General features: G+C 72.4%; 22 protein-coding genes and 1 riboswitch. Of the genes, 17 read left to right on the forward strand and 5 right to left on the reverse strand.

Annotation, left to right across the window (positions count from 1 at the left end; all coding sequences use genetic code 11):
• Nucleotides 1–25 precede the first annotated feature (25 nt).
• From QMC84_RS13285 to QMC84_RS13295, 3 genes are all read left to right on the forward strand, one after another.
• Entirely contained in the window at nucleotides 26–1,813 is a 1,788-nt protein-coding gene (locus tag QMC84_RS13285) for an ABC transporter ATP-binding protein (RefSeq protein WP_300375291.1), read from the forward strand.
• Nucleotides 1,810–3,678, forward strand: a complete 1,869-nt coding sequence (locus QMC84_RS13290; RefSeq protein ID WP_300375292.1) for an ABC transporter ATP-binding protein — start codon at nucleotides 1,810–1,812, stop codon at nucleotides 3,676–3,678. The genes QMC84_RS13285 and QMC84_RS13290 overlap by 4 nt, the downstream gene beginning before the upstream one ends.
• 96 nt (nucleotides 3,679–3,774) lie before the next feature.
• On the forward strand, nucleotides 3,775–5,184 hold the full coding sequence (locus QMC84_RS13295) for an amidase (protein ID WP_300375293.1): 1,410 nt from the start codon (nucleotides 3,775–3,777) through the stop codon (nucleotides 5,182–5,184).
• Nucleotides 5,185–5,529: 345 nt separating this feature from the next.
• Here QMC84_RS13295 and QMC84_RS13300 read toward each other — a convergent pair whose 3' ends face one another.
• Nucleotides 5,530–6,420, reverse strand: coding sequence for an alpha/beta hydrolase (locus QMC84_RS13300; protein ID WP_300375294.1), 891 nt, complete (start codon nucleotides 6,418–6,420; stop codon nucleotides 5,530–5,532).
• Nucleotides 6,421–6,466: 46 nt separating this feature from the next.
• The gene (locus tag QMC84_RS13305; RefSeq protein ID WP_300375295.1) at nucleotides 6,467–7,057 is read right to left on the reverse strand and encodes a TetR/AcrR family transcriptional regulator; all 591 of its coding nucleotides are present in this window, start codon (nucleotides 7,055–7,057) and stop codon (nucleotides 6,467–6,469) included.
• A gap of 77 nt (nucleotides 7,058–7,134) precedes the next feature.
• On the opposite strand from QMC84_RS13305, the gene QMC84_RS13310 reads away from it, so the two are divergent.
• Complete coding sequence (locus tag QMC84_RS13310) at nucleotides 7,135–8,001, forward strand: SDR family NAD(P)-dependent oxidoreductase (protein ID WP_300375296.1); 867 nt, start codon at nucleotides 7,135–7,137, stop codon at nucleotides 7,999–8,001.
• A 42-nt stretch (nucleotides 8,002–8,043) separates the two neighbouring features.
• Here the strand turns inward: QMC84_RS13310 and QMC84_RS13315 are convergent, their stop codons facing one another.
• On the reverse strand, nucleotides 8,044–8,805 hold the full coding sequence (locus tag QMC84_RS13315; protein WP_300375297.1) for a VOC family protein: 762 nt from the start codon (nucleotides 8,803–8,805) through the stop codon (nucleotides 8,044–8,046).
• Nucleotides 8,806–8,918: 113 nt separating this feature from the next.
• Nucleotides 8,919–9,872, reverse strand: a complete 954-nt coding sequence (locus QMC84_RS13320; RefSeq protein WP_300375298.1) for a Ku protein — start codon at nucleotides 9,870–9,872, stop codon at nucleotides 8,919–8,921.
• Between the two features lie 93 nt (nucleotides 9,873–9,965).
• On the opposite strand from QMC84_RS13320, the gene QMC84_RS13325 reads away from it, so the two are divergent.
• From QMC84_RS13325 to QMC84_RS13385, 13 genes are all read left to right on the forward strand, one after another.
• On the forward strand, nucleotides 9,966–10,892 hold the full coding sequence (locus QMC84_RS13325) for a DNA ligase (RefSeq protein WP_300375299.1): 927 nt from the start codon (nucleotides 9,966–9,968) through the stop codon (nucleotides 10,890–10,892).
• The gene (locus QMC84_RS13330) at nucleotides 10,892–11,617 is read left to right on the forward strand and encodes a L,D-transpeptidase family protein (RefSeq protein ID WP_300375300.1); all 726 of its coding nucleotides are present in this window, start codon (nucleotides 10,892–10,894) and stop codon (nucleotides 11,615–11,617) included. Before QMC84_RS13325 ends, QMC84_RS13330 begins: the two co-directional genes overlap by 1 nt.
• A gap of 1 nt (nucleotide 11,618) precedes the next feature.
• Nucleotides 11,619–12,548: a non-homologous end-joining DNA ligase gene (gene ligD, locus QMC84_RS13335; protein ID WP_300375301.1), complete on the forward strand. Its 930-nt coding sequence runs from the start codon at nucleotides 11,619–11,621 to the stop codon at nucleotides 12,546–12,548.
• Nucleotides 12,549–12,704: 156 nt separating this feature from the next.
• Nucleotides 12,705–13,226, forward strand: coding sequence for a hypothetical protein (locus QMC84_RS13340; RefSeq protein WP_300375302.1), 522 nt, complete (start codon nucleotides 12,705–12,707; stop codon nucleotides 13,224–13,226).
• 225 nt (nucleotides 13,227–13,451) lie between these two features.
• Nucleotides 13,452–14,063: a hypothetical protein gene (locus QMC84_RS13345; protein WP_300375303.1), complete on the forward strand. Its 612-nt coding sequence runs from the start codon at nucleotides 13,452–13,454 to the stop codon at nucleotides 14,061–14,063.
• 44 nt (nucleotides 14,064–14,107) lie between these two features.
• Nucleotides 14,108–14,797: a response regulator transcription factor gene (locus QMC84_RS13350; protein WP_300375304.1), complete on the forward strand. Its 690-nt coding sequence runs from the start codon at nucleotides 14,108–14,110 to the stop codon at nucleotides 14,795–14,797.
• Nucleotides 14,790–16,004 (forward strand): hypothetical protein, encoded by a 1,215-nt coding sequence (locus tag QMC84_RS13355; protein ID WP_300375305.1) that lies wholly within the window; start codon nucleotides 14,790–14,792, stop codon nucleotides 16,002–16,004. Before QMC84_RS13350 ends, QMC84_RS13355 begins: the two co-directional genes overlap by 8 nt.
• Nucleotides 16,005–16,022: 18 nt before the next feature.
• Nucleotides 16,023–16,829 carry an HAD-IIA family hydrolase gene (locus tag QMC84_RS13360; RefSeq protein ID WP_300375306.1) on the forward strand — a complete coding sequence of 269 codons (807 nt, stop codon included), beginning with the start codon at nucleotides 16,023–16,025 and terminating at the stop codon, nucleotides 16,827–16,829.
• 268 nt (nucleotides 16,830–17,097) lie between these two features.
• A riboswitch (cyclic di-AMP (ydaO/yuaA leader) is annotated at nucleotides 17,098–17,275 on the forward strand.
• A 5-nt stretch (nucleotides 17,276–17,280) separates the two neighbouring features.
• Complete coding sequence (locus QMC84_RS13365; RefSeq protein ID WP_300375307.1) at nucleotides 17,281–17,514, forward strand: hypothetical protein; 234 nt, start codon at nucleotides 17,281–17,283, stop codon at nucleotides 17,512–17,514.
• A 132-nt stretch (nucleotides 17,515–17,646) separates the two neighbouring features.
• Nucleotides 17,647–19,200 carry a methylmalonyl-CoA carboxytransferase subunit 5S gene (locus QMC84_RS13370; protein WP_300375308.1) on the forward strand — a complete coding sequence of 518 codons (1,554 nt, stop codon included), beginning with the start codon at nucleotides 17,647–17,649 and terminating at the stop codon, nucleotides 19,198–19,200.
• A gap of 40 nt (nucleotides 19,201–19,240) precedes the next feature.
• Entirely contained in the window at nucleotides 19,241–20,779 is a 1,539-nt protein-coding gene (locus QMC84_RS13375) for an acyl-CoA carboxylase subunit beta (RefSeq protein ID WP_300375357.1), read from the forward strand.
• On the forward strand, nucleotides 20,776–21,060 hold the full coding sequence (locus QMC84_RS13380) for a hypothetical protein (RefSeq protein ID WP_300375309.1): 285 nt from the start codon (nucleotides 20,776–20,778) through the stop codon (nucleotides 21,058–21,060). The genes QMC84_RS13375 and QMC84_RS13380 overlap by 4 nt, the downstream gene beginning before the upstream one ends.
• Before the next feature lie 28 nt (nucleotides 21,061–21,088).
• On the forward strand, nucleotides 21,089–21,454 hold the full coding sequence (locus tag QMC84_RS13385) for a biotin/lipoyl-containing protein (RefSeq protein WP_300375310.1): 366 nt from the start codon (nucleotides 21,089–21,091) through the stop codon (nucleotides 21,452–21,454).
• A 116-nt stretch (nucleotides 21,455–21,570) separates the two neighbouring features.
• On the opposite strand, the gene QMC84_RS13390 is transcribed toward QMC84_RS13385, so the two are convergent.
• Nucleotides 21,571–23,064, reverse strand: a complete 1,494-nt coding sequence (locus QMC84_RS13390) for a glycoside hydrolase family 6 protein (protein ID WP_300375311.1) — start codon at nucleotides 23,062–23,064, stop codon at nucleotides 21,571–21,573.
• Nucleotides 23,065–23,113: the final 49 nt, after the last annotated feature.

Here is a 23,113-nt window from a genome sequence, read left to right on the forward strand (position 1 = left end):
CGGGCCGACCTAGGATCGAGCAACGATGCCCGACTCTGCCGGCCCCGCGCCCGACCAGGACCCACCCGCCGGGGTCCACTCGCTGTGGCGGCTGCGCGGCTACCTCCGCCCGCACGCCCTGTCGATGACGATCATGCTGCTCGCGTCCCTCGGCGGGGTCGGGCTCTCGATCGCGATCCCGCTGGTCACCAAGGCGCTGATCGACGGCCCGGTCACCCACCACGAGTCCCGCGGCCTGATCGGCCTCGGGCTGCTCGCGCTCGCGCTCGGCGTGCTCGAGGCGGTGCTGATCTGGTGGCGCCGGTGGGTCCAGTCGGCCACCGTGCTCGACCTGGAGACCGCCCTGCGCGGCGACCTCTACGACCACCTCCAGCAGCTGCCGATGAGCTTCCACAGCCGGTGGCAGTCCGGCCAGCTGCTCTCGCGCGCCACCACGGACCTGTCCGCGATCCGCCGGTTCAGCGGCTTCGGGCTGATCTTCCTGATCACCAACGTCCTCCAGCTGACGATCGTGACCGTCGTGCTGCTGGAGATGTACTGGCCGCTCGGCCTGGTCGTCGCGGCGACCGCCGCGCCGATCGTGTGGCTCTCGATGCGGTTCGAGAGGTCCTACGTGCTGATCTCGCGCCGGGTCCAGGACGAGCAGGGCGATCTGGCGACCCTGGCCGAGGAGGGCGCGGTCGGCATCCGCGTGATCAAGTCCTTCGGGCGCAGCGAGCACGTCTCCGCGCAGTACGAAGCCGCCGCCCGCTCCCTCCACGCGACCAGCATGGACAAGGTCCGCCTGTCGGCGAAGTTCTGGACCTTCCTCGAGGTGATCCCCAACCTCGCCGTGGTCGTCGTGCTGCTGCTCGGCGCGATCGGCGTCGGCAAGGGCTACCTGACGCCCGGCGAGCTGGTCGCGTTCATCACCCTGATGCTCTCGCTGGTGTGGCCGATCGCGTCGCTCGGCGTGATCCTCGCGATGGCCCAGGAGGCGATGACCGCGGCCGCCCGCATCCTGGAGATCTTCGACACCACCCCCGCCATCGTGACCGGCACGCGCGAGATCGAGCGGCCCCGCGGGCACGTGCGCTTCGAGCACGTCGACTTCGCGTTCCCCGACGCCCCCGACGAGCTGGTGCTGCACGACGTCAACCTCGACATCGCGCCGGGCGAGACCGTGGCGCTGGTCGGCGCCACCGGCTCCGGCAAGACGATCCTCACCGCGCTGGTGCCGCGGTTGTACGACGTGACCGCCGGTCGGGTCACCATCGACGGGGTCGACGTCCGCGAGCTGCGCCTGCGGCACTTGCGCCAGCTGGTCGCCACGGCCTTCGAGGAGCCGACGCTGTTCTCGATGAGCGCCCGGGAGAACCTCACCCTGGGCCGGGCCGACGCCACCGAGGAGGAGATCCACTCCGCGCTCGAGGTCAGCCAGGCCGGGTTCGCCCGGGACCTGCCCTGGGCGCTGGACACCCGGATCGGCGAGCAGGGGATGGCGCTCTCGGGCGGCCAGCGCCAGCGCCTCGCCCTGGCCCGGGCGGTGCTCGCCCACCCGACGGTGCTGGTCCTCGACGACACCCTCTCCGCACTCGACGTGCACACCGAGCGGCTGGTCGAGGAGGCGCTGCGCCGGGTGCTCGCGGACACCACCGGCCTGGTCGTCGCCCACCGCGCCTCCACCGTGCTGCTCGCCGACCGGGTCGCGCTGATCCAGGACGGCACCATCACCCACGTCGGCGACCACCGCGAGCTGCTGGCCACCGTGCCCGCCTACCGGGAGCTGCTGGCCGCGGAGGCCCTCGACGACACCGAGGGCGGTGCGGCATGAACCAGCCCGCCGACCGCGCCGACATCGGGACCGAGGCCGACACCGACGTCCGGCGCTGGCGGGGCGTGGCGGAGGTCGACGCCGACGAGGCGGCGGAGCGGATGACCGCCGGCGGCCTGGGGGGCGGTTCCCGGCGGCTGCTCCGCGAGCTGCTCGCGCCGTACCGCCGCGCGATCCAGGCGCTGGTCCTCATCGTCGTGGTCGAGAACGCCGCGCGGCTGTCGATCCCGTACCTCGTCAAGGAGGGCATCGACACCGGCATCCCGCCGATCCAGGAGTCCGGCGACCTCGATCCGCTGCTCCTGATCGTCGGGGCCGTGCTGGTGGCGACGCTGGTGCAGGCGGTGTCGCGCAACCTCTTCCTCGTGCGCTCGGGGCGGATCGGCCAGGACGTGCTCTTCGAGGTACGACGCCGGGTGTTCCGCCACTTCCAGGCGCTCAGCCCGGCGTTCCACGACGGCTACACCTCCGGGCGGGTGATCTCGCGGCAGACCTCTGATGTCGACGCGATCTACGAGATGCTCGAGACGGGCTTCGACGGCCTGGTCACCGCCGCGCTCACCCTGGTCGGCACCGCCGGGATCCTGGTGCTCCTCGACGTGAAGCTCGGGCTGGTCGCGCTGCTGTGCGGCCCGTTCCTCGCCTGGCTGACCAACTGGTTCCGCAAGGAGTCCGCGCGCAGCTACCAGGTCACCCGCGAGAAGGTCGCGCTGGTCATCGTCCACTTCGTGGAGTCGATGGGCGGCATCCGCGCGGTGCAGGCCTTCCGGCGCGAGTCGCGCAACCAGGAGATCTTCGACGACGTCAACGACCAGTACCGCGCCGCCAACCTGGTCGCGTTCCGGCTGGTCGCCTGGTTCATGCCCGGCATCCGCCTGATCGGCAACATCACCATCGCGCTGGTCCTGCTGTACGGCGGCTACCGCGCCTACCAGGGCGAGGTCACGATCGGCGTGCTCGCCGCGTTCCTGCTCTACCTGCGCCAGTTCTTCGAGCCGATGATGGAGATCTCGCAGTTCTACAACACCTTCCAGTCCGCGTCGGCCGCGCTCGACAAGCTCGCCGGCGTGCTGGACCAGGAGCCCGGTGTCCCCGAGCCCGAGCGTCCGCGCGACCTTCCGCAGGCCCGCGGCGAGGTGCGCTTCGAGCATGTCGGCTTCGCGTACGTCGAGGGCCGCCCGGTGCTGCCCGACCTGCACCTCACGGTGCCCGCCGGCCAGACCCTCGCGCTGGTCGGCACCACCGGCGCCGGCAAGACCACCCTCGCCAAGCTCGCCACGCGCTTCTACGACCCGACCTCCGGGCGGGTGCTGCTCGACGGCGTCGACCTGCGCGAGCTGGCCTCGGACACCCTGCGTGACCGGGTCGTGATGGTCACCCAGGAGAACTACCTCTTCTCCGGGACCGTGGCCGACAACATCCGCTTCGGTCGCCCGACGGCCACGCTGGAGGAGGTCGTCGCCGCGGCCGGTGCGCTGGGTGCCGACGACTTCATCCGGGCCCTGCCCGACGGCTACGACACCGACGTCAGCAACCGCGGCGGCCGGCTCAGCGCCGGCCAGCGCCAGCTGGTCGCGTTCGCCCGCGCCTTCCTCGCCGATCCCGCGGTGCTGATCCTCGACGAGGCGACCTCGTCGCTGGACGTCCCGAGCGAGCGCCTGGTCCAGCGGGCGCTGCGCACCGTGCTGGCCGGGCGCACCGCGGTGATCATCGCCCACCGGCTCTCCACCGTGGAGATCGCCGACCGGGTGGTCGTCATGGAGCACGGCCGGATCGTCGAGGACGGGTCCCCCGAGGAGCTGGTCGCCGCGGGCTCGGGCCGCTTCTCCGACCTGCACCGCGCCTGGCTCGACTCGCTGGCCTGAGCGCTGGCCGGCGCCGGCTCGGCCCGGGACGTCATCCGGTCGGTGTCACCTGCGGCTCCAGCCGGATGACCTCCCGGCACCGCTAGCCTGTCGCGCATGACGGACCTTGCGCATGCCGGAGTGGCCGAGACCGCACGACTGGTGGCGGGAGGTGAGGTCTCGGCGCGCGGCGCGGTCGAGCTCGCCCTGGCCCGCATCGCGGAGCGCGACCGCGGCCTGAACGCCATCTCGCAGCTGATGGTCGACGCCGCGATCGCCGAGGCCCAGGCGCGCGACGAGGCGCTGGCCGCCGGCGGTCCGGTCGGGCCGCTGCACGGCGTACCGCTCGTGATCAAGGAGGAGATCGACGTCGCCGGCACGGTGACCACGTTCGGCGGCGAGGCCAACTCCACGCCGGCGGCCGCCGACGCCGAGGTGGTACGCCGACTCCGCGTGGCCGGTGCGGTGATCGTCGCGAAGACCACCATGCCGGAGTTCGGCGCGTTCCCGTTCACCGAGTCCGCCTCGCGCGGGGTGACCCGCAACCCCTGGGACCGGGGCCGTACCCCGGGAGGCTCCAGCGGCGGGACCGCTGTGGCGGTGTCGGCCGGCATGGTGCCGGCCGGGATGGGCGGCGACGGCGGCGGCTCGATCCGGATCCCGAGCGCCAGCTGCGGGCTGTTCGGGCTCAAGCCCCAGCGTGGCCGGGTGACCACCGCGCCGCACCCGCACCTGTGGTGGGCGCTGGGGACGGCCGGGCCGCTGACGCGCAGCGTGCTCGACAGCGCGCTGGTCTACGACGCGATCCGCGGCAATGTCGACGGTGACCTCTACACCGCCGGCGGCGACGAGCCGTTCGTCGCGGCGGCCGGCCGCGAGCCCGGCCGGCTGCGGATCGGCTGGTCGGTCAAGCCGGTCAGCCTGGGCGTGCGCCCCGACCCCGTGCACGTGCGCGCCGTCCAGGACACCGCGCGGCTGCTGGCCGACCTGGGCCACGACGTCCGCGAGATCGACCCGCGCTACCCCGACCCCACGGCCGCGTTCGTGCCGCAGTTCTTCGCCGGCATCCGCGCCGAGGCCGACCAGGTCGAGCACTTCGAGCGGCTCGAGCGGCGCACCCGCGAGACCTACCGGCTCGGCTCCTGGGTGACCCAGAAGGTCATCGACGGCGCCCTGCGCCGGAGCGAGCAGGTGTCGGCGAAGGCGAACCGGGTCTTCGACGGGCCGGACGGCGTCGACGTGCTGCTCACCCCGGCCATCGCGCACCGGCCGCCGCGGGTCGGCCGCCTCGACGGCGTCGGCACCGTGCGCGCCTCGCTGCGGGCGATGCCCTCGATCGCCTACGCCGCGCTGTGGAACGTCGCCGGCAACCCGGCCGCGTCGCTGCCGTGCGGCCTCGCCGCGGACGGCCTCCCGGTCGCGGTCCAGCTGGTCGGCCGCACCGACGACGAGGCCACCCTGTTCTCCCTCTCCGCCCAGCTCGAGGCAGCCCGGCCCTGGCCGCTGGTCGCGGGCGACGCGTCCTGATGCCGGCCATCGAGGTCGTCGACCTCACCATGACGGACGGCGAGCTGCGGGCGGTCGACGGCGTGGCCTGACCGTCGGCGAGGGGAGCTCTGCGTCCTCGGCCCCGACGGCGTGGGCAGGACCACGCTGCTGGAGCTGGTCGAGGGGCTGCGCCGCCCGGTCGCCGGGCCCACGACCCTCCTCGCCGAGCTGGTCTGGCCGGGCAGCCTCGCCGGAGAGCTCCTCGAACGGCCGGGGCTACCCGGAAAGCCTGCACTTATCGGCCGAAGTTTCGGCCGATAAGTGACAACTTCCCCGGGTACCCGGGGAAACCGCCGCCGGCCGAGCCCCGGCCCGGGGTCAGGTTCAGGAGGCGAGCTCGTCGCGCGCGTCCGCCTCGGTGCCGTCGGTCACGAACCCGACCACGCTCGCCACGACCCCGGGGTCGGCCAGTACCCGGTTGTGCCCGAGCCCGCGGGTCTCCAGGTACGCCGCGCCCGGCCAGTGGGCGGTCAGCTCGCGGGCCGGGCCGGTGCCGACGCTGCGGTCGTCGCGGTCCTGCACGACCAGCGCCTCCGGCAGGCCCGGACGCCGGGCGAGCAGCAGGGTCCGGAGCTCGTCGGGGCGGTAGCCGGTGCGCTTCTCGACCAGCCGGTCGGTGTGCCGCTGGATGCGGTCCCCGAAGCCGAGGAGCCGGCGGAAGTGCGCCGTGAACCCGGGCACGCCGTCGACCGGCGCGACCAGCACCACCCGCTCGGCGGTGAACCAGCCGTCGCGCAGCGCGAGCAGCAGGGACAGGGTGCCCAGCGAGTGGGCGACGACCGCCCGCGCCGGGCCGAACTCGGCGACGACGGCGTCCAGGGCCTGGCCGAGCTCGACCGCGTCGGTCGTCTCCGATCCGTGCAGGCCGGCGTCCGAGCGGCCGTGGGAGGGCCCGTCGTACGCCACCACCCGGTGCCCGGCGGCGACCAGCGGCTCGACGAAGTGCCGCATCTGGTCGCCGTTGCCGCCCCAGCCGTGCACCAGGTAGACCGGCGCCCCCTCGCCCCAGACCTGGCCGCGCAGGGTGCGCCCCTGCCAGCGCACCTCGAACGGGGTGCCGGTCGGCGCGACCAGCGGCATCCCGCGGGGGATGCGGAACCAGAGCCGCATCACCAGCCGGGCGCCCAGCGCCGGCGCCATCCGGTCGAGTGCGCCGAAGCCGGCGTGGGTAAGAGTACGAACGATCGTGCTTTTCAACGAGCCTGACGATGCCATGACGGGTTCCTCTCGGGAGCGGGTGCGGGGTCGGGGGTGTCGGGGGTCAGCGCGGGCGGGCCGACGCGACGAGCCGCTCGAAGGCGGTGCGCGCGCGATCGGTGGCGTCGGGGGCGCGCAGCATCCGGCAGCTGTAGTGGTGGGCGAGGATGATCCCCTGGAGCTCGAAGGCGAACTGCTCGAGGTCGAGGTCGGCGGCGAGGTCGCCCTCGGCGACCGCCGTCGCCACGATCGTCATCACGGTCTCGGCCTTGTCGCGCTCCGAGCGGAGCAGCTCATCGCGGACCGGCCCCTCCTGATCGTCGAACTCGCTGACGGCGTCGATGAACAGGCAGCCGCCGGCGAACCCGCCCTGCTGCCAGGCCAGCCAGTGCTCGAAGAGCGCGCGGACCCGCTGGTCGCCGCGGGGCGTCGCGAGGGTCGGGCGCAGCACCCGATCGACGAAGCGCTCCCGGGCGCGGCCCAGCACGCCGATCTGGAGCGCCTCCTTGGAGGCGAAGTGGCCGAACAGGCCGCTCTTGGAGAGTCCGGTCTGCGTGGCGAGGGTGCCGATCGTCAGCCCACCGAGACCGACCCGGGAGGCCAGGTCCGCCGCCTCGTCGAGGATCGCGGTGCGGGTCTCGGTGCCCTTGGTCATTGGCCAAGAAAAGCACGACCGTTCGGATGCGTCAAGGGCCCGGCGCTCGCGCGGCGGGGCTCCGCTACCGTCCTGCCATGGGACTGCTCCTCGCCACCCCGCGGGCCCGCGCCGCCCGGGCGCTGCGCCGGCTGGTCCACGACCCGGGCAGCCCGCTCGCCGGGCGCACCGTGCTGGTCACCGGGGCGTCCTCCGGGATCGGGGAGGCCACCGCGCTGGCCGTGGCCCGGGCCGGAGCCACCGTGCTGCTCGTGGCGCGCCGGCCCGAGGAGCTCGAGCGGGTCCGCCAGGAGATCGAGGAGACCGGTGGCCGCGCCGCGGCGTACCCCTGCGACCTGACCGACGGTGATGCCGTCGACACGCTGGTCGCGCAGGTGCTGGCCGCGCACGGCGCGGTCGACTACCTGGTCAACAACGCGGGCCGCTCGATCCGGCGGTCCCTGGACCTGACCCAGGACCGCTTCCACGACTTCGAGCGCACCATGGCGATCAACTACTTCGGCCCGGTGCGGCTGACCATGGGGCTGTTGCCGGCGATGCGCGAGCAGGGCTTCGGGCACGTCGTCAACGTGCTCAGCTGGGGCGTGCAGATGAAGGCGCCGAAGTTCAGCGCCTACCTCGCCTCCAAGACGGCGCTCGACACCTGGAGCCGGATCGCCGGGCGCGAGACCTACGGCGACGGCGTCACCTTCACCAACATCCGCTTCTCGCTGGTGCGCACGGCGATGTCCGCGCCGACCGAGGCGTACGCCGGCCGGGGTGCCAGCCCCGAGCAGGCGGCCGCCCGGGTGGTGCGCGCGCTGGAGGACCGGCCGGTGACGGTGAACACCCCCGCCGGCGACGTCGGCGAGCTGCTGAACATCCTGGCGCCCCGCCTCAGCGACTGGCTCTTCCACCGCTTCGACGCGATGTTCCCCGACTCCAGGGCCGCCCGCGGCGAGTGACCCGTCTGCTGTAACGCCGTGTTACCGCGAGGAGGCGGCCGCTCAGGCCCGCTCGGACCCGACGATGCTGAGCTGCACCCCGGCGGGGTCGGCGAGCACCGCGAGCCGGCCGTACGGCGTGTCGTGCGGGCCGGTGTCCGGCAGCCGGCTGCCGCCGAGCTCGAGGGCACGCGCCAGCGTGGCGTCCGCGTCCTCGACCTGGATGTAGAACACCCAGGCCGACGGCTGGCCGTCGAAGTGCCCGGTCGCGTCCATGATGCCGGCGAGCGCGTCCTCGTCCCTGCCCAGCGTCGTGTACCGGAACTCCGGGGTGTCGCTCATCGTGTGGGTCGACCAGCCGAACACGTCGCGGTAGAACGCGATGGCCGCCGGGTAGTCGGTGGTGTGCAGTTCGAACCACGACGGCGCCCCGGTCTCGGCGCGTACCGCGGTGCCCTCGAACTCCAGCGGCTGCCAGACGCCGACCGCGGCGCCGGCGGGGTCGGCGACCACCGCCATGTGGCCCAGGTCGCCGACCTGCATCGGCTCGACGAGCACCTGCCCGCCGTGCTGCCGGGCGGCCGCGACGGTGGCCGCCGCATCGGCGCTGCGGAGGTAGATCGACCAGGTGTCGGGGGCGCCGATCTCGTTGCGCATCAGCCCGGCGACCGGCGCGCCGTCGCGCAGGAACTGCGCGTAGCCGCCGTACTCCGGGCCGCTGTCCTGCACGGTCCAGCCGAACAGCTCGCCGTAGAACGAGCGGGCGGTGTCGGTGTCGGTCGTGAACAGCTCGATCCAGGTCGGCGCTCCGGGGACGTTGCTCATCGTCGGCTCCTCAGGGTCGTGGGCGTCGGGGTCCGTCCTGGATACGACCGGGCGAGGCCGCCGTTCTCATCGGCCCGGTGCCACCGGATCCGCCACTCCCGACGACCCGGCCGTCAGCTCGCCTTGCGGGCCGCGGTCCTCTTGGCGGGCTTCTTGGCCGCTGCCTTCTTCGCGGGCGCCTTCTTGGCGGTCTTGTTGGCGGGCTTCTTGGCGGCCGCCTTCCTCGCCGGCTCCTGCTCCTCGTCGGCCTCGCCCGCCCCGCCCTCCGCTGCGGGGGTCTCCCCGCGAGCGGACTTGGCCGCGTCGACGGAGCGCTGCAGGGCGGCCAGCAGGTCGACGACCTCGCCGGAGGACTTGGTCGACGTCGGCGTCCGCTTGACCTCGCCGCCCTCGACCTTGGTCTTCACGAGCGCCTCGACGGCCTCGGCGTAGTCGTCCTCGAACTCCGCGGGGTCGAAGTCGCCGGCGAGCGTCTCGACCAGCATGTTCGCCATCTTGACCTCGGCGGGCTTCACCGTGCCGGCGTCCACCGAGAAGTCCGGGGTGCGGACCTCGTCGGGCCACATCATCGTCTGCAGCACGATCACCTGTCCGTTCTCGGAGTCCTTCACCCGCAGCACCCCGACCGTGGTCCGCTGGCGCAGCGCGACGGTGACCACGGCCATCCGGTCGGCGTCCAGCAGCGCCTGGCGCAGCAGCGCGTAGGGCTTGGCGCCGGACTTCTCCGGCTCGAGGTAGTACGACTTCTCGAACAGCATCGGGTCGATCTGCTCGGACGGCACGAACTTCTCGACCGCGATCTCGCGCGACGACGTCGACGGCAGCTCGGCCAGGTCGTCGTCGGTGAGGACCACCATCTCGCCGTCCTCGGTCTCGTAGCCCTTGGCGATGTCGGCGTACGCGACCTCCTCGCCGTCCAGCGAGCACACCCGCTGGTACTTGATCCGCCCGCCGTCCTTGGCGTGGACCTGGCGGAACGAGACGTCGTGGGACTCCGTGGCGGCGTACAGCTTCACGGGCACGCTGACGAGCCCGAACGACACTGCGCCCTTCCAGATCGCACGCATCCGCATCCTCCTCCAAGGGGTGGTGCCCAGTGTGACTCATGGGAATGCCTGCAGTCATCGGTCGGGCGGCACCGGTCGGGCAGGATGGGGCGCATGCGCCCGATGCTCGCCACCCACGGCCGGCAGGTCCCGACCGGCGAGGCCTGGGCGCACGAGGTGAAGTGGGACGGGGTCCGCGCGCTGACCGAGGTGCGCGACGGCGTGCTCCGGATGACCAGCCGCAACGAGAACGCGATCACGATCGCCTGGCCCGAGCTCGCGACCAGCCCGCTCGGCGACCGCGACCTGCTCGTGGACGGCGAGATCATCGCGCTCAACGAGCGCGGGCTGCCGGACTTCCGCACCCTCCAGGACCGGATGCACGTGCGCAAGGCGGCCAGCGCGGCCCGGCTCTCGCGGGCGGTGCCCGCGACCTACATGGTCTTCGACCTGCTCCGGATCGACGGCCGCGACCTGACCGGCGAGCCGCTCGACGTACGCCGGGAGCTGCTCGCCGGGCTCGGCCTCGACGGCACCTGGCAGGTGCCGGCCGCCTACGACGACGGGGCGATGCTCTTCGAGGCGACCCTGCAGCAGGGCTTCGAGGGCATCGTCAGCAAGCGCCGCCGCTCCACCTACGTGTTCGGCGAGCGCTCGTCGCACTGGCAGAAGTTCGCCCACCGGCACCGGGTCTCCTACGTGGTCGGCGGCTGGCGACCCCAGGAGGGCACCGTCGACCGGCTCGCCTCGTTGCTCGTGGGGGAGCCGACCGCCGACGGGCTGCTCTACCGTGGCCGGGTGGGCAGCGGGATCGGGCCGAGGCAGGGACGGGCACTGGCCGGGCTGGTCACCGGGCTCGGCCGCGGCGACAGCCCCTTCGCCGACGAGGTGCCGCGCGTGGACGCGCAGGGCACCCGGTGGCTGGAGCCGGTCCTGGTCGTGGACATCGACACCCACGGTCGCGGGTACCAGCGCCTGCGCCAGCCCTCGTTCCAGGGGGTTCGCTCCGACCTGACCCCGGAGGACCTGTGCCGACCCTGATGACCCGTCCGCGAGCCCGCTCGCTCCTGCTGCCGCTCCTGGCCACTGCGCTGCTCGTTCCGGCCCCCGCGCTGCTCGCCCCGGCCCCCGCGCAGGCAGCATCCGACCACGTCCGCCTCGACGGCGTCGACGTACGCCTGCGCGCCGGCACCACCCAGGTCGTCACGGTCAACCACACCCGCGGCTACCGGGCGCGGGTGACCTGGTGGGTCCGGACCGGCGAGGGCTGGCAGAAGCGGATGCGGGCCACCGACGGCCGGATCGGGTACGGCGGGCTGGTGGTCGGCCGGCACCGCCGGCAGGGCACCGGCACCACCCCGCTGGGCAGCTACGACCTGCCCTCGGCGTTCGGCACCCACCGCGCCCGGCCGGCCTGGGACATCGACTACCGCAGGATCCGGGCCGGCGACTTCTGGGTCCAGGACAACGCCTCCAACTTCTACAACCGGTACCGGAACATGCGCCAGGGCGGCTTCCGGTGGCGACTGCCGGCCAGCGACCCGGACTCCTCCGAGCGGCTCTCGGACTACCCCGTCCAGTACGAGTGGTCGATCGTCACCGGCTTCAACGGCCGCCAGGTCCGCCACCGCGGCTCGGGGATCTTCCTGCACGTCAACGGCTCCGGTGCGACCGCCGGCTGCGTGAGCGCGCCGCGCTGGTTCATCAAGTCGCTGATCAACCGCCTCGACCCGGACCGGAAGCCCGTGATCGCGATCGGCCGCTGACGTGCCGCAGCCCGACCGCGAAGAGGTCCGCGTCGAGGTCGACGGCCGGACCCTGACGATCAGCAACCTGCACAAGGTGCTCTACCCCCGCACCGGCACCACCAAGGGGGAGGTGCTCAACTACTACGCCCAGGTCGCGCCGACGCTGCTGCCGCACCTCGCGGGCCGGTGCGTCACCCGGATCCGCTGGCCGCACGGCGTGCAGGAGGGCAGCTTCTTCGAGAAGAACGTGCCCGCCGGCACCCCCTCGTGGGTGCGGACCGCGAAGGTGCCCACGACCGGCAGCCGCGCCCGGTCGACCTCCGGCAGACCGGGGGTAGACACCCTGGTCTTCCCGATCATCGAGGACCTGGCCACCCTCACCTGGCTGGTCAACCTCGCCGCGCTCGAGCTGCACGTGCACCAGTGGACGGTCGACCGCACCGGTCGCCCGCGCGGCGCGGACCGGGTGGTGATCGACCTCGACCCGGGGGAGCCGGCCGGCCTGCACGAGTGCTGCCAGGTCGCGCTGATGGTGCGCGAGCGGCTGGCCGAGCGCGGCCTGGCGGCCAAGCCGGTCACCAGCGGCAGCAAGGGCCTGCACCTGTACGCCGACCTGCCGGAGCGGCTGCCCTCGGAGGACTCCTCGGCGCTGGCCAAGGCGGTCGCCGAGGAGCTCCAGGGGGAGCACCCGGCGCTGGTGACCGCCACGATGACCAAGGCCCGGCGCGCGGGCAAGGTGTTCCTGGACTGGTCGCAGAATGCCGGCTCGAAGACCACCGTGTCGCCGTACTCGCTGCGGGGCCGGGAGCTGCCGACCGTCGCGACGCCGCTGGCCTGGGCCGAGGTCGAGGCTGGCGCGGAGGACCCGATGGCGCTGCGCCAGCTCCGCCTCGAGGAGGTCCTCGAGCGCCTCGAGGAGCACGGCGACCTGTTCGCAGCCCCCCGCTGAGCAGGCCCGGAAAGGCATCTGCGCAGGTCAGCGGCGGTCTTTCGAGGAAGCCGCTTCTGTTACCGAACGGTGGATCCTCCGTGGAGATCGTGTTCATCGGGTGTGGACCGGCCCTGCCTACCTTGGCGGTGTAGCACTGGAGCACCAGGGGATGACATGACCACCACGACCGCTGCCGCCACGGCCAGGAAGCTCATTCTTCCTGTGGGCAGCGTCGTCGGCGCCGGCTTGCTGGCCATGCTGATGGGGGTCCCCTGGACGAGTGCCGGCGAAGGAGCCTCCGGGATCCGGTTGCTGGCTGACGACAACCAGGGCGCGACGCTGACCATCAGCAGGATCGAGCCCGGGGAGTCTGTGTCTCGCAGCGTGACCATCCGCAACTCAGGTGGTACGCCGTCGAGACTCTCCTTCCAGGAGACGGGAGACCCCGCGCCGTTCGCGGACGGGGAGCTGCACCTGGTCATCGACCAGGACGGCCGAACGCTGTACGACGGCGACTTCGCCGCCATGAGCGACATCGCGCAGGACGTCGGGACCGTCGAGTCCCGTGGGTCCAGCACGTTCACGTTCACGGTGTCGCTGCCGGACGACGCGCCGTTCGCCAACCAGGGCGAGCCGGCGTCAGCGTCGTACACGTGGGTGAACTCGACCTCTGGATCGTCAGGATCCTTCGGCTGAGGAGGACCGACCGGAGCTGATCGCCATCGGGAACGACGACGGCCGCCCGCGCACCTGGGGGGCGCGCGGACGGTCGTCGTCAGACCCGGAACCTGGACGAGTCGTCCGGCGCGCCTGGGGGGAGCGCCGAACGGCTCGGCCGCCCGGAGGAACGTCTGTCCGGCGCTGACGGGGGGAGCGCCGGGCGGACAGCCCTCCCTGACCGCATCTCGGAGAAATCCGCCCATGGAGATCACGACCTCCCCGCACCGCCCGGCGTCGACGCCGTGGGGGCGCCTGCTCGCGCTCGTGGTCATCCTCGCGCCCGTCTCGATCCTGGTCCTGCTGCCCATCGGGCTGGGCCTGGACCGCTACGTGATGTCCGGCGACTCGATGGACTCCGGTACGGCGGGCGGCATCTCGCAGGGCTCGGTCGTCTTCGAGCGCGCGGTCCCGGTGGGTGACCTGCGCGTCGGCGACGTCATCACGTTCCGACCACCGGCCGGCTCCGGCGCCGACGGCCTGGTGACGCACCGGATCGTGAGCGTCGGACCCGAGGGGATCCGCACCCGGGGCGACGCGGAGCCGGTCCGCGACCCGTGGGTGCTGCACCCGCGGGAGGCGACGCTGCCCCGGGTCGTCTACACGCTCCCGTGGGTCGGCTACGGCTACCTGGTCATCTTCCACCCGATCTCGCGCCTGCTGATGGTCGGCTCCGCGGTGCTGCTGGTGCTGCTGATCACCAGTGAGATCCGCGGTCGCCGGGCGGCCTCGATCGCCGCCGGCGAGGATCCCAGCCAGCCGGGCGCGTCGAGCGGCGGAGGCACCCTCCGCGAGACCGAGGGGAGCGAACGTTGAGTACCGTCCTCGGGCCGGGCGCCACGGGCCCTATGCTCGCTCCCATGGCGCAACGAGTTCTGGTGGTGGAGGACGAGGAGGACATCGCGTTCCCCCTCGTCCGAACGCTGGAGCGCGAAGGTTATGACGTCTCGTGGGTGGACAGCGGCCAGAAGGCCCTGGACGCGATGGCGACCTCACCCGAGGTCGTGATCCTCGACCTCGGGCTCCCGGACATCGACGGCCTCGAGGTGTGCCGCCGAGCGCGGGAGGCGGGCTTCGAGGGCGCGATCATGATCGTCACGGCCCGGGCCGGCGAGCTGGACCGGGTGGTCGGGCTCGACTACGGGGCCGACGACTACCTGGCCAAGCCGTTCGGCCTGGCCGAGCTGCAGGCGCGCGTGCGCGCCCTGTTGCGCCGTACCTCCTCCGCCTCGGCGGCCGAGGATGCGAAGTCCGACGGGCTGCGCATCGACGTGGACGCCCGGCGGGTCTACGCCGGCGAGGAGGAGGTTCCGCTCACCGGCAAGGAGTTCGAGGTCCTGAACATCCTCGCCGCCAACCGGGACAAGGTCGTCTCCCGCGGCCGGCTGATGGCCGACGTGTGGGACGAGAACTGGTACGGCTCGACGAAGACGCTCGACGTCACCATCGGACGGCTGCGCCAGAAGCTCGAGAGCGTCGGCGTGACCGACAGGGTGGTAGCCGTTCGAGGTGTGGGGTTCCGCCTCGAGGGCGGCACCGCCGATGCGTGAACGCCTCACCCTCGCGTTCGTCGTCCTCGCCATCGTGCTGCTGCTCGGCGCGGGCGTGGTGCGCACGTTCGTGCTGCGCGACCTGATCCAGGAGCAGGAGGCCGGCCACCTGCGCCAGGAGGTCGAGCTGATCGGTGCGATCGTCGACGATCGGGAGGCGGCCGGTGGGGCGATCGACGAGCGGTTCCTGACGACGCTGGTCAGCACGGACCGCCGCCTCGAGTACGACCCGGACCGCGGCCCGACGGTCGTGGTCCGCGGCCCCGACTACGCCGGAACCGACGACCCCCAGGACGACCTCGCCGCGGTCCTCGCGGTCAGTGGAGCCCGGGTCACGGTGAGCCAGTCGCCGCAGGTGGCCAGTGACATCGTCGGGCGCGACACCGGGTCGATCGCGGCGCTGTTCGTCCTGATCGCGGTGGTCGCCGGCATCGCCGGCTTCCTGATCGCCTCCGCGCTCTCCTCGCCGTTCCAGCGGCTGGCCGTCGCGGCCGCGGCTCTCGGCCGCGGCCGGTTCGACCTCGAGCTGCCGCGTACCCGGATCCCCGAGGCGCGGGCGATCTCGAACGCGCTGCGCGCCAGCGCGCACCAGCTCGAGGACCGGGTGCACCGCGAGCGCGACTTCGCCGAGCACGCCTCGCACGTGCTGCGCACCCCGCTGACCGGGCTGCGGCTCGAGCTGGAGGACCTCACCCTGCGCGACGACGTGCCGGCCGACGTGCAGGAGTCGGCGGCGCGCAGCCTGGCCGCGGTCGAGGAGGTCGGCGCGGTCGCCGGCGAGCTGGTCGAGCTGACCCGGCGCGGCAGCCTGGTGGCGGGCTCCGAGCTGCCGCTGGTCGACCTCGCGACCCAGCTGGCGCAGCGGTGGGCCGACCGGCTCGGCGTCCGCAGCCGCTCGCTGACCGCCGCCGCCGAGGGCGACCTGTCGCTGACCTACACGCCGGGCCCGGTCGAGCACGTCACCGACCTGCTCCTGGCCGACGTCGTACGCCGCGGTACCGGCTCGGTGCGCATCGTCTTCCACGGCGAGGAGGGAGGCCACCTGCGGATCCGCGTCGAGTGCGAGGGCCACGGCCGGGAGAGCCACCACGGCGCCGAGCCGCTGGACCGGGTCGCGCAGGTCACCTCCGTGGTCGAGGCGCTGGGCGGGCGGGTGACCGGCTCGCACCCCGCCGACGGCATCGAGGTGCTGCTGCCGCGGCGCTGATCTCCGGTCTGGGTGAGAATGGCGGCCATGACGACCCGCCCCGTGGAGACCTGGCTGACCGACATGGACGGCGTGCTCGTGCACGAGGAGGTGCCGATCCCGGGCGCCCAGGAGTTCATCGAGGCGCTCAAGGCCTCGCAGCGGCGGTTCCTGGTGCTGACCAACAACTCGATCTTCACCCCGCGGGACCTGCGCGCCCGGCTGCTCGGCAGCGGCATCGACGTACCCGAGGAGGCGATCTGGACCTCGGCGCTGGCCACCGCGCAGTTCCTCGACGACCAGCGCCCACGCGGCACGGCGTACGTCGTCGGCGAGGCGGGCCTGACCACGGCGCTGCACGACATCGGCTACGTGATGACCGACCGCGACCCTGACTACGTCGTGCTGGGGGAGACCCGCACGTACTCCTTCGAGGCGATCACCCGGGCGATCCGCCTGGTCGACGGCGGCGCGCGGTTCATCGCGACCAACCCCGATGCGAGCGGGCCCAGCCAGCAGGGGATGCTGCCGGCCACCGGGTCCGTCGCGGCGCTGATCAGCACCGCGACCGGGCGGCAGCCGTACTTCATCGGCAAGCCGAACCCGCTGATGATGCGCAGCGCGCTCAACCGGCTCGAGGCGCACTCCGAGACCACGGTGATGGTCGGGGACCGGATGGACACCGACATCATCAGCGGCCTCGAGGCCGGGCTGCGCACGATCCTGGTGACCACCGGCTCGACCCGCCTCGAGCAGGTCTCGACCTTCCCCTACCGGCCCACGCGCGTCGTCGACTCGGTCGCCGACCTCCTGGAGCTCGTCGAGGCCGGCCCCGACGCGGGCTGAGGTCGGCCCGGGCCGGAGGGTGCCCGCCGCTGCCGCCGCCCGGGCCGGCACGGCGGTGCTGGTGGCCACTCACGGTCGGCGGGTCAGGGAGGTCGCGGACCGCGTCGTACGCCTCGACGAGGGCCGCGTCGTCGTGTGACGTTCGTCCAACCCGGCGGCGGATCCACGCGGGCGGTGTGGTGTGCGCCACGGCCCGCACCGGCCGCCGAGTCGTGGTCCGGTCGGATCGGTGGCTACCGTCCCCGACCGTTCGCATCACGCACCACCGGTCGTGGCTACGCCGAGTCCTGCCCGTCCGCGACCGGTCATCGACATCCGGGGCAGGAGTGGGGGAACCACCTTCGCGGTCCGAGCCGGACCGCTCGGGGTGAAGCCACCAGCCGGTGGCCGGGCACCTTCCACGCCCGAACCCGACAGCTCACCTCACAGGCGTGGGAAGGGAACCACGCACATGACGCTCATCCTGCGCGCGATCGCGAGCGCCGCCCTCGTCGTGGGGCTGCTGACCACGGCGCCCGCCGTCCCCGACGCGCACGGCGCGACCGCGGCACGAGAGACCAAGCACCGGACCGCCCGCAAGGCGACCGTCCGCAAGGACGACGAGCGCGGCCGGCACGACCCGTTCGACACCCTGGCCGAGGACCGGGTCGACGACGAGGAAGCCGCTCCCGGCGTCCTCGACTGAGCCCCAGCACGGGGCTCGGGACCGCGTCCCGGGACTCCGTTCCCGCGGGGGGCTGGGACGGGCCCGCAACCGCCCGCGGACGCGGGACCAACGACCCGGGGCAGCGCACGTCGCCGCTGCCAGCATGAAGTCATGACCTACGGCGACACCGAGACAGGGGGCGTCGGCGCCACCGGCGCGACCGCCGCACGACGAGAGATCGGGGTCACCGAGCTGATCCTGCGCGACGCCCACCAGAGCCTGATGGCGACGCGGATGGCGCTCGAGGACATGGTCGACGCCTGTGCCGACATCGACGCGGCGGGCTACTGGTCCGTCGAGTGCTGGGGCGGTGCGACCTACGACGCCTGCATCCGGTTCCTCAACGAGGACCCCTGGGAGCGGCTGCGCACGTTCCGCCGGTTGATGCCCAACAGCAAGCTGCAGATGCTGCTGCGCGGGCAGAACCTGCTCGGCTACCGGCACTACGAGGACACGGTCGTCAACAAGTTCGTGGAGAAGTCCGCCGAGAACGGCATGGACGTCTACCGGACCTTCGACGCGCTCAACGACGTGCGCAACGTGCGCGAGGCGATCAAGGCCGTGCGCCGCGTCGGCAAGCACGCCCAGGGCACCATCTGCTACACCGAGAGCCCGCTGCACACCGTGCAGGGGTACGTCGACATGGCCCACGAGCTGATGGAGCTCGGCTGCGACTCGCTGTGCCTCAAGGACATGGCGGCGCTGCTGCGGCCGCAGCCGGCGTTCGACATCGTCGGGGCGATCAAGGAGTCCCTCGGCCAGGACGTCCGGGTGCACGTGCACTGCCACGCGACCACCGGCGTGACGCTGGTCAGCCTGATGAAGGCGATCGAGGCGGGCGCCGACGCCGTCGACACCGCGATCTCCTCGGTCTCGATGGGCCCCGGCCACAACCCGACCGAGTCGCTGGTCGAGATGCTGCACGGCACGCCGTACGAGACGAGCCTCGACGACGAGCGGCTGCTCAGCATCAAGGACCACTTCGCGGTCGTCCGCCCCAAGTACACCGAGTTCATGTCCGCGATCACCGGCGTGGAGACCGAGATCTTCAAGAGCCAGATCCCCGGCGGGATGATCTCGAACATGGAGTCGCAGCTGCGCCAGCAGGGCGCCGGCGACCGGCTCAAGGAGGTCCTCGAGGAGGTGCCGCGGGTCCGCAAGGCCGCCGGCTACCCGCCGCTGGTGACGCCGTCCAGCCAGATCGTCGGCACCCAGGCCGTGTTCAACGTGCTGATGGGCCCCTACCAGGTGCTCACCGCGGAGTTCGCCGACCTGATGCTCGGCTACTACGGCAAGGCGATCGGCCCCCGCGACCCCGAGATCGTCGAGGCCGCCCGGCTGCAGACCAAGAAGGAGCCGATCGAGGTCCGGCCCGCCGACCTGCTCCAACCCGAGTGGGAGAAGCTCTGCGCCGAGGCCAACGCGCTCGAGGGCGCCGACGGCACCGACGAGGACGTGCTGACCTACGCGATGTTCCCGGGCGTCGCGCCGAAGTTCTTCCTCGAGCGGCCCGAGGGTCCCAAGAACGTCGGGAAGGACCCCGCGCAGCAGGCGGCCGAGAAGCTCGCCGAGTCCGCGTCCGGCACCGGCCCGGTCAAGGGCCCCATCCACTACGCGGTCTCGATGAACGGCCGCAAGCACGACGTCACGGTCGAGCGAGCCTGAAGGGAATCCGGTGAGCAAGCACAAGCACCACCAGGCCACGATGGACGAGCGCACCTCCGAGCTCGAGGAGCGGCGGCACAAGGTAGCGCTCGGCGGCGGCGAGGCCCGCCTGCAGAAGCAGCACGACCAGGGCAAGCTGACCGCGCGTGAGCGGATCGAGGCGCTGATCGACCCAGGCACGTTCCAGGAGACGGGCATGTTCGCCCGGCACCAGTCGACGTACTTCGGGCTCGACAAGGCCGACTACCCCGCCGACGGCGTCGTCACCGGCGAGGGTGCCGTGCTCGGCCGCCCGGTCCACGTGGCCAGCCAGGACTTCACGGTCGCCGGCGGCTCGGCGGGCGAGGTCCACAGCGACAAGGTCGTCGCGATGATGAAGGCGAGCCTGACGACCGGCACGCCGTTCGTGTTCATCAACGACTCGGGCGGCGCCCGGGTCCAGGAGGGCATCGGCTCGCTGGCCGGCTACGGCCGGGTGTTCTACAGCAACGTGCTGCTCTCCGGCGTGGTGCCGCAGATCGCGATCATCGCGGGGCCGTGCGCGGGCGGGGCGGCGTACTCCCCGGCGCTGACCGACTTCATCATCCAGACCCGCAAGGCCCACATGTTCATCACCGGGCCGAACGTGATCGCGCAGGTCACCGGCGAGCAGGTCTCCTCCGACGCGCTCGGCGGCGCGGACGCGCACATGAGCCGCTCCGGTGTCGTCCACTTCGTGGCCGACGACGACGAGCAGGCGGTGCTGATCACCAAGAAGCTGCTCAGCTTCCTGCCGCAGAACAACACCGAGGACCCGCCGATCGTCGACCCCGACGACACGATCGAGCCGGACCTGGAGCTGCCGAAGCTGGTGCCGGTCTCGGACAAGAAGGGGTACGACGTGCGCGAGGTGATCGCGCGGATCGTCGACCGCGCGGACTTCCTCGAGGTGCAGGCGGGCTACGCGCAGAACATCGTGATCGGCTTCGGCCGGATCACCGGGCGCACGGTCGGCATCGTCGCCAACCAGCCCAGCGTGATCTCCGGCGTGCTCGACATCAACGCCTCCGACAAGAGCTCGTGGTTCGTCCGGTTCTGCAACGCCTTCAACATCCCGCTGGTGACCCTGGTCGACGTGCCGGGCTTCCTGCCCGGTGTCGCGCAGGAGCACGGCGGCATCATCCGCCACGGCGCCAAGCTGCTCTACGCGTACTCCGCGGCGACGGTCCCGAAGATCACCGTGGTGCTGCGCAAGGCCTACGGCGGTGCGTACGTCGCGATGTGCTCGAAGGACCTGGGCGCCGACAAGGTGTTCGCCTGGCCGACCGCGGAGATCGCGGTGATGGGGGCAGAGGGCGCGGCCGAGATCGTGTTCCGGCGCGAGATCGCCGAGGCCGAGGACCCCGAGGCCCGGCGCGCGGAGCTGGTCGACGAGTACCGCTCGACGTTCTCCACGCCGTACGTCGCGGCCGGCCGCGGCCTGGTCGACGACATCATCGACCCGTGCTGCACCCGGGCGCACATCTCACGGGCCCTGGAGATGCTGGCCAGCAAGCGTGAGCTGCGGCCGGCCAAGAAGCACGGGCTGGGCCCGACGTGAGCGGCAGCGGCCTGGAGAGCGGCATGGAGCAGGAGCTGCTCGCGGCGGTCCGCGAGCTCACCGAGCGGGTGGCGGCCCTCGAGGCCGAGGTCGCCGCCGTCCGGACGCGGCAGGAGGAGGAGATCCCCGAGGAGGTCGTGCTCGCGATCTCCGCCGCGGTGGCCTCGTTCCTGGGCCACCGCGCCAAGGTCAAGCAGGTGCACTACCGGACCGGTCAGGCATGGGCCCAGCAGGGCCGCGTGGCGGTGCAGGGTCACCGGATCATCCATGGTGCCCGGTGACGGGGCCGGTCAAGGCGAAGGTGAGGACATGCAGCTCAAGGTGACCGTGAACGGCCAGGTCTACGAGGTCGAGGTCGAGGTCGAGGAGGAGCGGCCGCCCACGATCGGCATCTTCATGGCCGGAGGGACCTTCTCCGCGCCCACCGCCGCGCCCGTCAACGGGTCCGCGCCCGCGGCCGACGGCGAGGGCGTGCGCGCCCCGCTGGCCGGCACCGTGGCCCGGATCCCGGTCGAGGAGGGCCAGGAGATCGAGGCCGGCGCCGTGCTGGTGGTCCTCGAGGCGATGAAGATGGAGACCGAGATCACCGCGCCCGCGGCCGGCACCGTCGGCAGCATCCTGGTCCAGCCCGGCGACGCCGTCAGCGGCGGCCAGCTGCTGGTCGAGCTCGCCTGAGCCGACCCGGGGTTGGTTTCCCCGGGTACCCGGGGAAACCAGTACTGTTCGGCCGAAACTTCGGCCTAACAGTGCAGGTATTGCCCGTCCGCGGTCGCGGGCCGCGCGGTCACTGGCTACGGCGTCCCGGTGAAGTACGGCGAGAACGTCCACGTCTTCTTCAGCAAGGAGGCGTACTCCGGGCTGAACTTGGTGCCGCCCTCGCCCTGGTCGGGCAGCCAGGGCCGGCTGATCCACAGGTAGGCGTCGACGTACCGCGCGGCGATCCGCCCGGCGGTGGCACCCAGCCCCCAGGCGCGGTTGTTCACGTCGGTGGTCGGCGGCACGCCGAGGGCGGTGCACGGCGTCTTCTGGTCCAAGGTCTGGCACGGCGGGACCTCGCCGGGCTGGGTGTAGTTCGGCGTCTGCCCGCCCTGCGGGTTGATCTCGCTGCCGTGGAAGGGCTGCCCGTTGTCGCTGGTCTCCAGCACGGCGTGCTTGTCCTTCAGCCCCATGCGGGCCAGCGCCTCGGAGACCTTCTTCGCGAAGACGATCTCGCGCTCGAGGTAGTTCTTGTGCGAGACGTTGAGCGAGAAGCCGCGGGCGTACTGCACACCGCTGAGCCGGAGGTACTTCGCGACCGCGGCGACGTCACCGCGGGCCCAGTCCTCCGAGCCCATGTCCAGGTAGACGGTCGCGCGCGGCTGGGCTGCCAGGGTCTGCACGGTCCAGGCCAGCATCCGCGCCGGCAGCAGCGCCTTCTTGCGACCGACCTTCCCGACCCACGCCTCGAACGCCTTCTTCACGAAGTAGCCGTCCGGCTGGACGATCACCGCGACCCGGCTGGAGCCGATGCCCTGCGCGAGGTTGGTGACATAGCGGCGGTACGACGCCTGCTCGGCCGGCGTCGGCAGCCGCTGGTCGATGCGCGCCTCGCCCTCCCACGGGAACATCCGGAACAGCGTCATCAGCGCGAGCCTCTCCGGGTCGCCGGCCTGGGCACTCGCGATGTAGGTCTCGACCTTCCTGGTGACCTCGTCGTCGCCGATCCAGCGCCCGAAGTAGGTGGCCTTCTCGATCATCGCGAACAGCGCCAGCTCGTCCTGCTGCGCGGCGCCGAGCTTGCTCCAGCCGATGTAGGCCTGGTCCTGCAGCCCGGTGTAGACCCCCCACTCCCGGCCGGCGAGCGGGTTCGAGGGGTTCGCCGTCTGCGCCGTGGTGACCGGCGCGATGTAGAGGGTCTGCTCGGTGTACGCCGCCTCGCCCAGCTCCGCTCGCACCGCGATCTCGTAGGTGTGGCCCAGCACCAGGTCGGCGTCGTCGGTCGTGATCGTGTACGACGTGGTCACGGGCAGGACGGTGCCCACCAGCCGGCCGTCGAGCAGGATCTCGTAGGCCAGGGCGGGGGGCAGCCCGGCGGGCGCCTCCCACGTCACCGAGATCGCGTTGCGGCCCGGGACGACGGTCGTGTGCAGGTGCTGCGGAGGACCGGCCGTGGGCGGCAGGATCCCGGCCCGGTGGCCGGGCTCCCGGTCGCGGTCCGCCGTGGCCGCCGGAGCGACGCCGAGGAGGGTGGCTGCGCAGGCAGCGGTGAGAGCGACCCCGAGGACTCGGGCGAGCCGAGCGTGCATGGCTGCAGCGTAGGGCTCCGAGGCCCAACCGCGCGCTGGTTTGCGGGCC

It is taken from the genome of Nocardioides sp. (assembly GCF_030019515.1).
In the GTDB taxonomy this organism is placed as follows: domain Bacteria; phylum Actinomycetota; class Actinomycetes; order Propionibacteriales; family Nocardioidaceae; genus Nocardioides.

Excerpts from the sequence above, each read along its gene's own strand:
- QMC84_RS13350 (WP_300375304.1), top strand. The coding sequence starts at position 14,108 with ATGGCGCAACGAGTTCTGGTGGTGGAGGACGAGGAGGACATCGCGTTC.
- QMC84_RS13385 (WP_300375310.1), top strand. The coding sequence starts at position 21,089 with ATGCAGCTCAAGGTGACCGTGAACGGCCAGGTCTACGAGGTCGAGGTC.
- QMC84_RS13375 (WP_300375357.1), top strand. The coding sequence starts at position 19,241 with ATGGACGAGCGCACCTCCGAGCTCGAGGAGCGGCGGCACAAGGTAGCG.
- QMC84_RS13340 (WP_300375302.1), top strand. The coding sequence starts at position 12,705 with ATGACCACCACGACCGCTGCCGCCACGGCCAGGAAGCTCATTCTTCCT.
- QMC84_RS13295 (WP_300375293.1), top strand. The coding sequence starts at position 3,775 with ATGACGGACCTTGCGCATGCCGGAGTGGCCGAGACCGCACGACTGGTG.
- QMC84_RS13365 (WP_300375307.1), top strand. The coding sequence starts at position 17,281 with ATGACGCTCATCCTGCGCGCGATCGCGAGCGCCGCCCTCGTCGTGGGG.
- QMC84_RS13320 (WP_300375298.1), bottom strand. The coding sequence starts at position 9,872 with ATGCGTGCGATCTGGAAGGGCGCAGTGTCGTTCGGGCTCGTCAGCGTG.
- QMC84_RS13290 (WP_300375292.1), top strand. The coding sequence starts at position 1,810 with ATGAACCAGCCCGCCGACCGCGCCGACATCGGGACCGAGGCCGACACC.
- QMC84_RS13360 (WP_300375306.1), top strand. The coding sequence starts at position 16,023 with ATGGCGGCCATGACGACCCGCCCCGTGGAGACCTGGCTGACCGACATG.
- QMC84_RS13300 (WP_300375294.1), bottom strand. The coding sequence starts at position 6,420 with ATGGCATCGTCAGGCTCGTTGAAAAGCACGATCGTTCGTACTCTTACC.
- QMC84_RS13315 (WP_300375297.1), bottom strand. The coding sequence starts at position 8,805 with ATGAGCAACGTCCCCGGAGCGCCGACCTGGATCGAGCTGTTCACGACC.
- QMC84_RS13390 (WP_300375311.1), bottom strand. The coding sequence starts at position 23,064 with ATGCACGCTCGGCTCGCCCGAGTCCTCGGGGTCGCTCTCACCGCTGCC.
- QMC84_RS13325 (WP_300375299.1), top strand. The coding sequence starts at position 9,966 with ATGCGCCCGATGCTCGCCACCCACGGCCGGCAGGTCCCGACCGGCGAG.
- QMC84_RS13370 (WP_300375308.1), top strand. The coding sequence starts at position 17,647 with ATGACCTACGGCGACACCGAGACAGGGGGCGTCGGCGCCACCGGCGCG.
- QMC84_RS13355 (WP_300375305.1), top strand. The coding sequence starts at position 14,790 with ATGCGTGAACGCCTCACCCTCGCGTTCGTCGTCCTCGCCATCGTGCTG.
- QMC84_RS13305 (WP_300375295.1), bottom strand. The coding sequence starts at position 7,057 with ATGACCAAGGGCACCGAGACCCGCACCGCGATCCTCGACGAGGCGGCG.
- QMC84_RS13285 (WP_300375291.1), top strand. The coding sequence starts at position 26 with ATGCCCGACTCTGCCGGCCCCGCGCCCGACCAGGACCCACCCGCCGGG.
- QMC84_RS13345 (WP_300375303.1), top strand. The coding sequence starts at position 13,452 with ATGGAGATCACGACCTCCCCGCACCGCCCGGCGTCGACGCCGTGGGGG.
- QMC84_RS13310 (WP_300375296.1), top strand. The coding sequence starts at position 7,135 with ATGGGACTGCTCCTCGCCACCCCGCGGGCCCGCGCCGCCCGGGCGCTG.
- QMC84_RS13330 (WP_300375300.1), top strand. The coding sequence starts at position 10,892 with ATGACCCGTCCGCGAGCCCGCTCGCTCCTGCTGCCGCTCCTGGCCACT.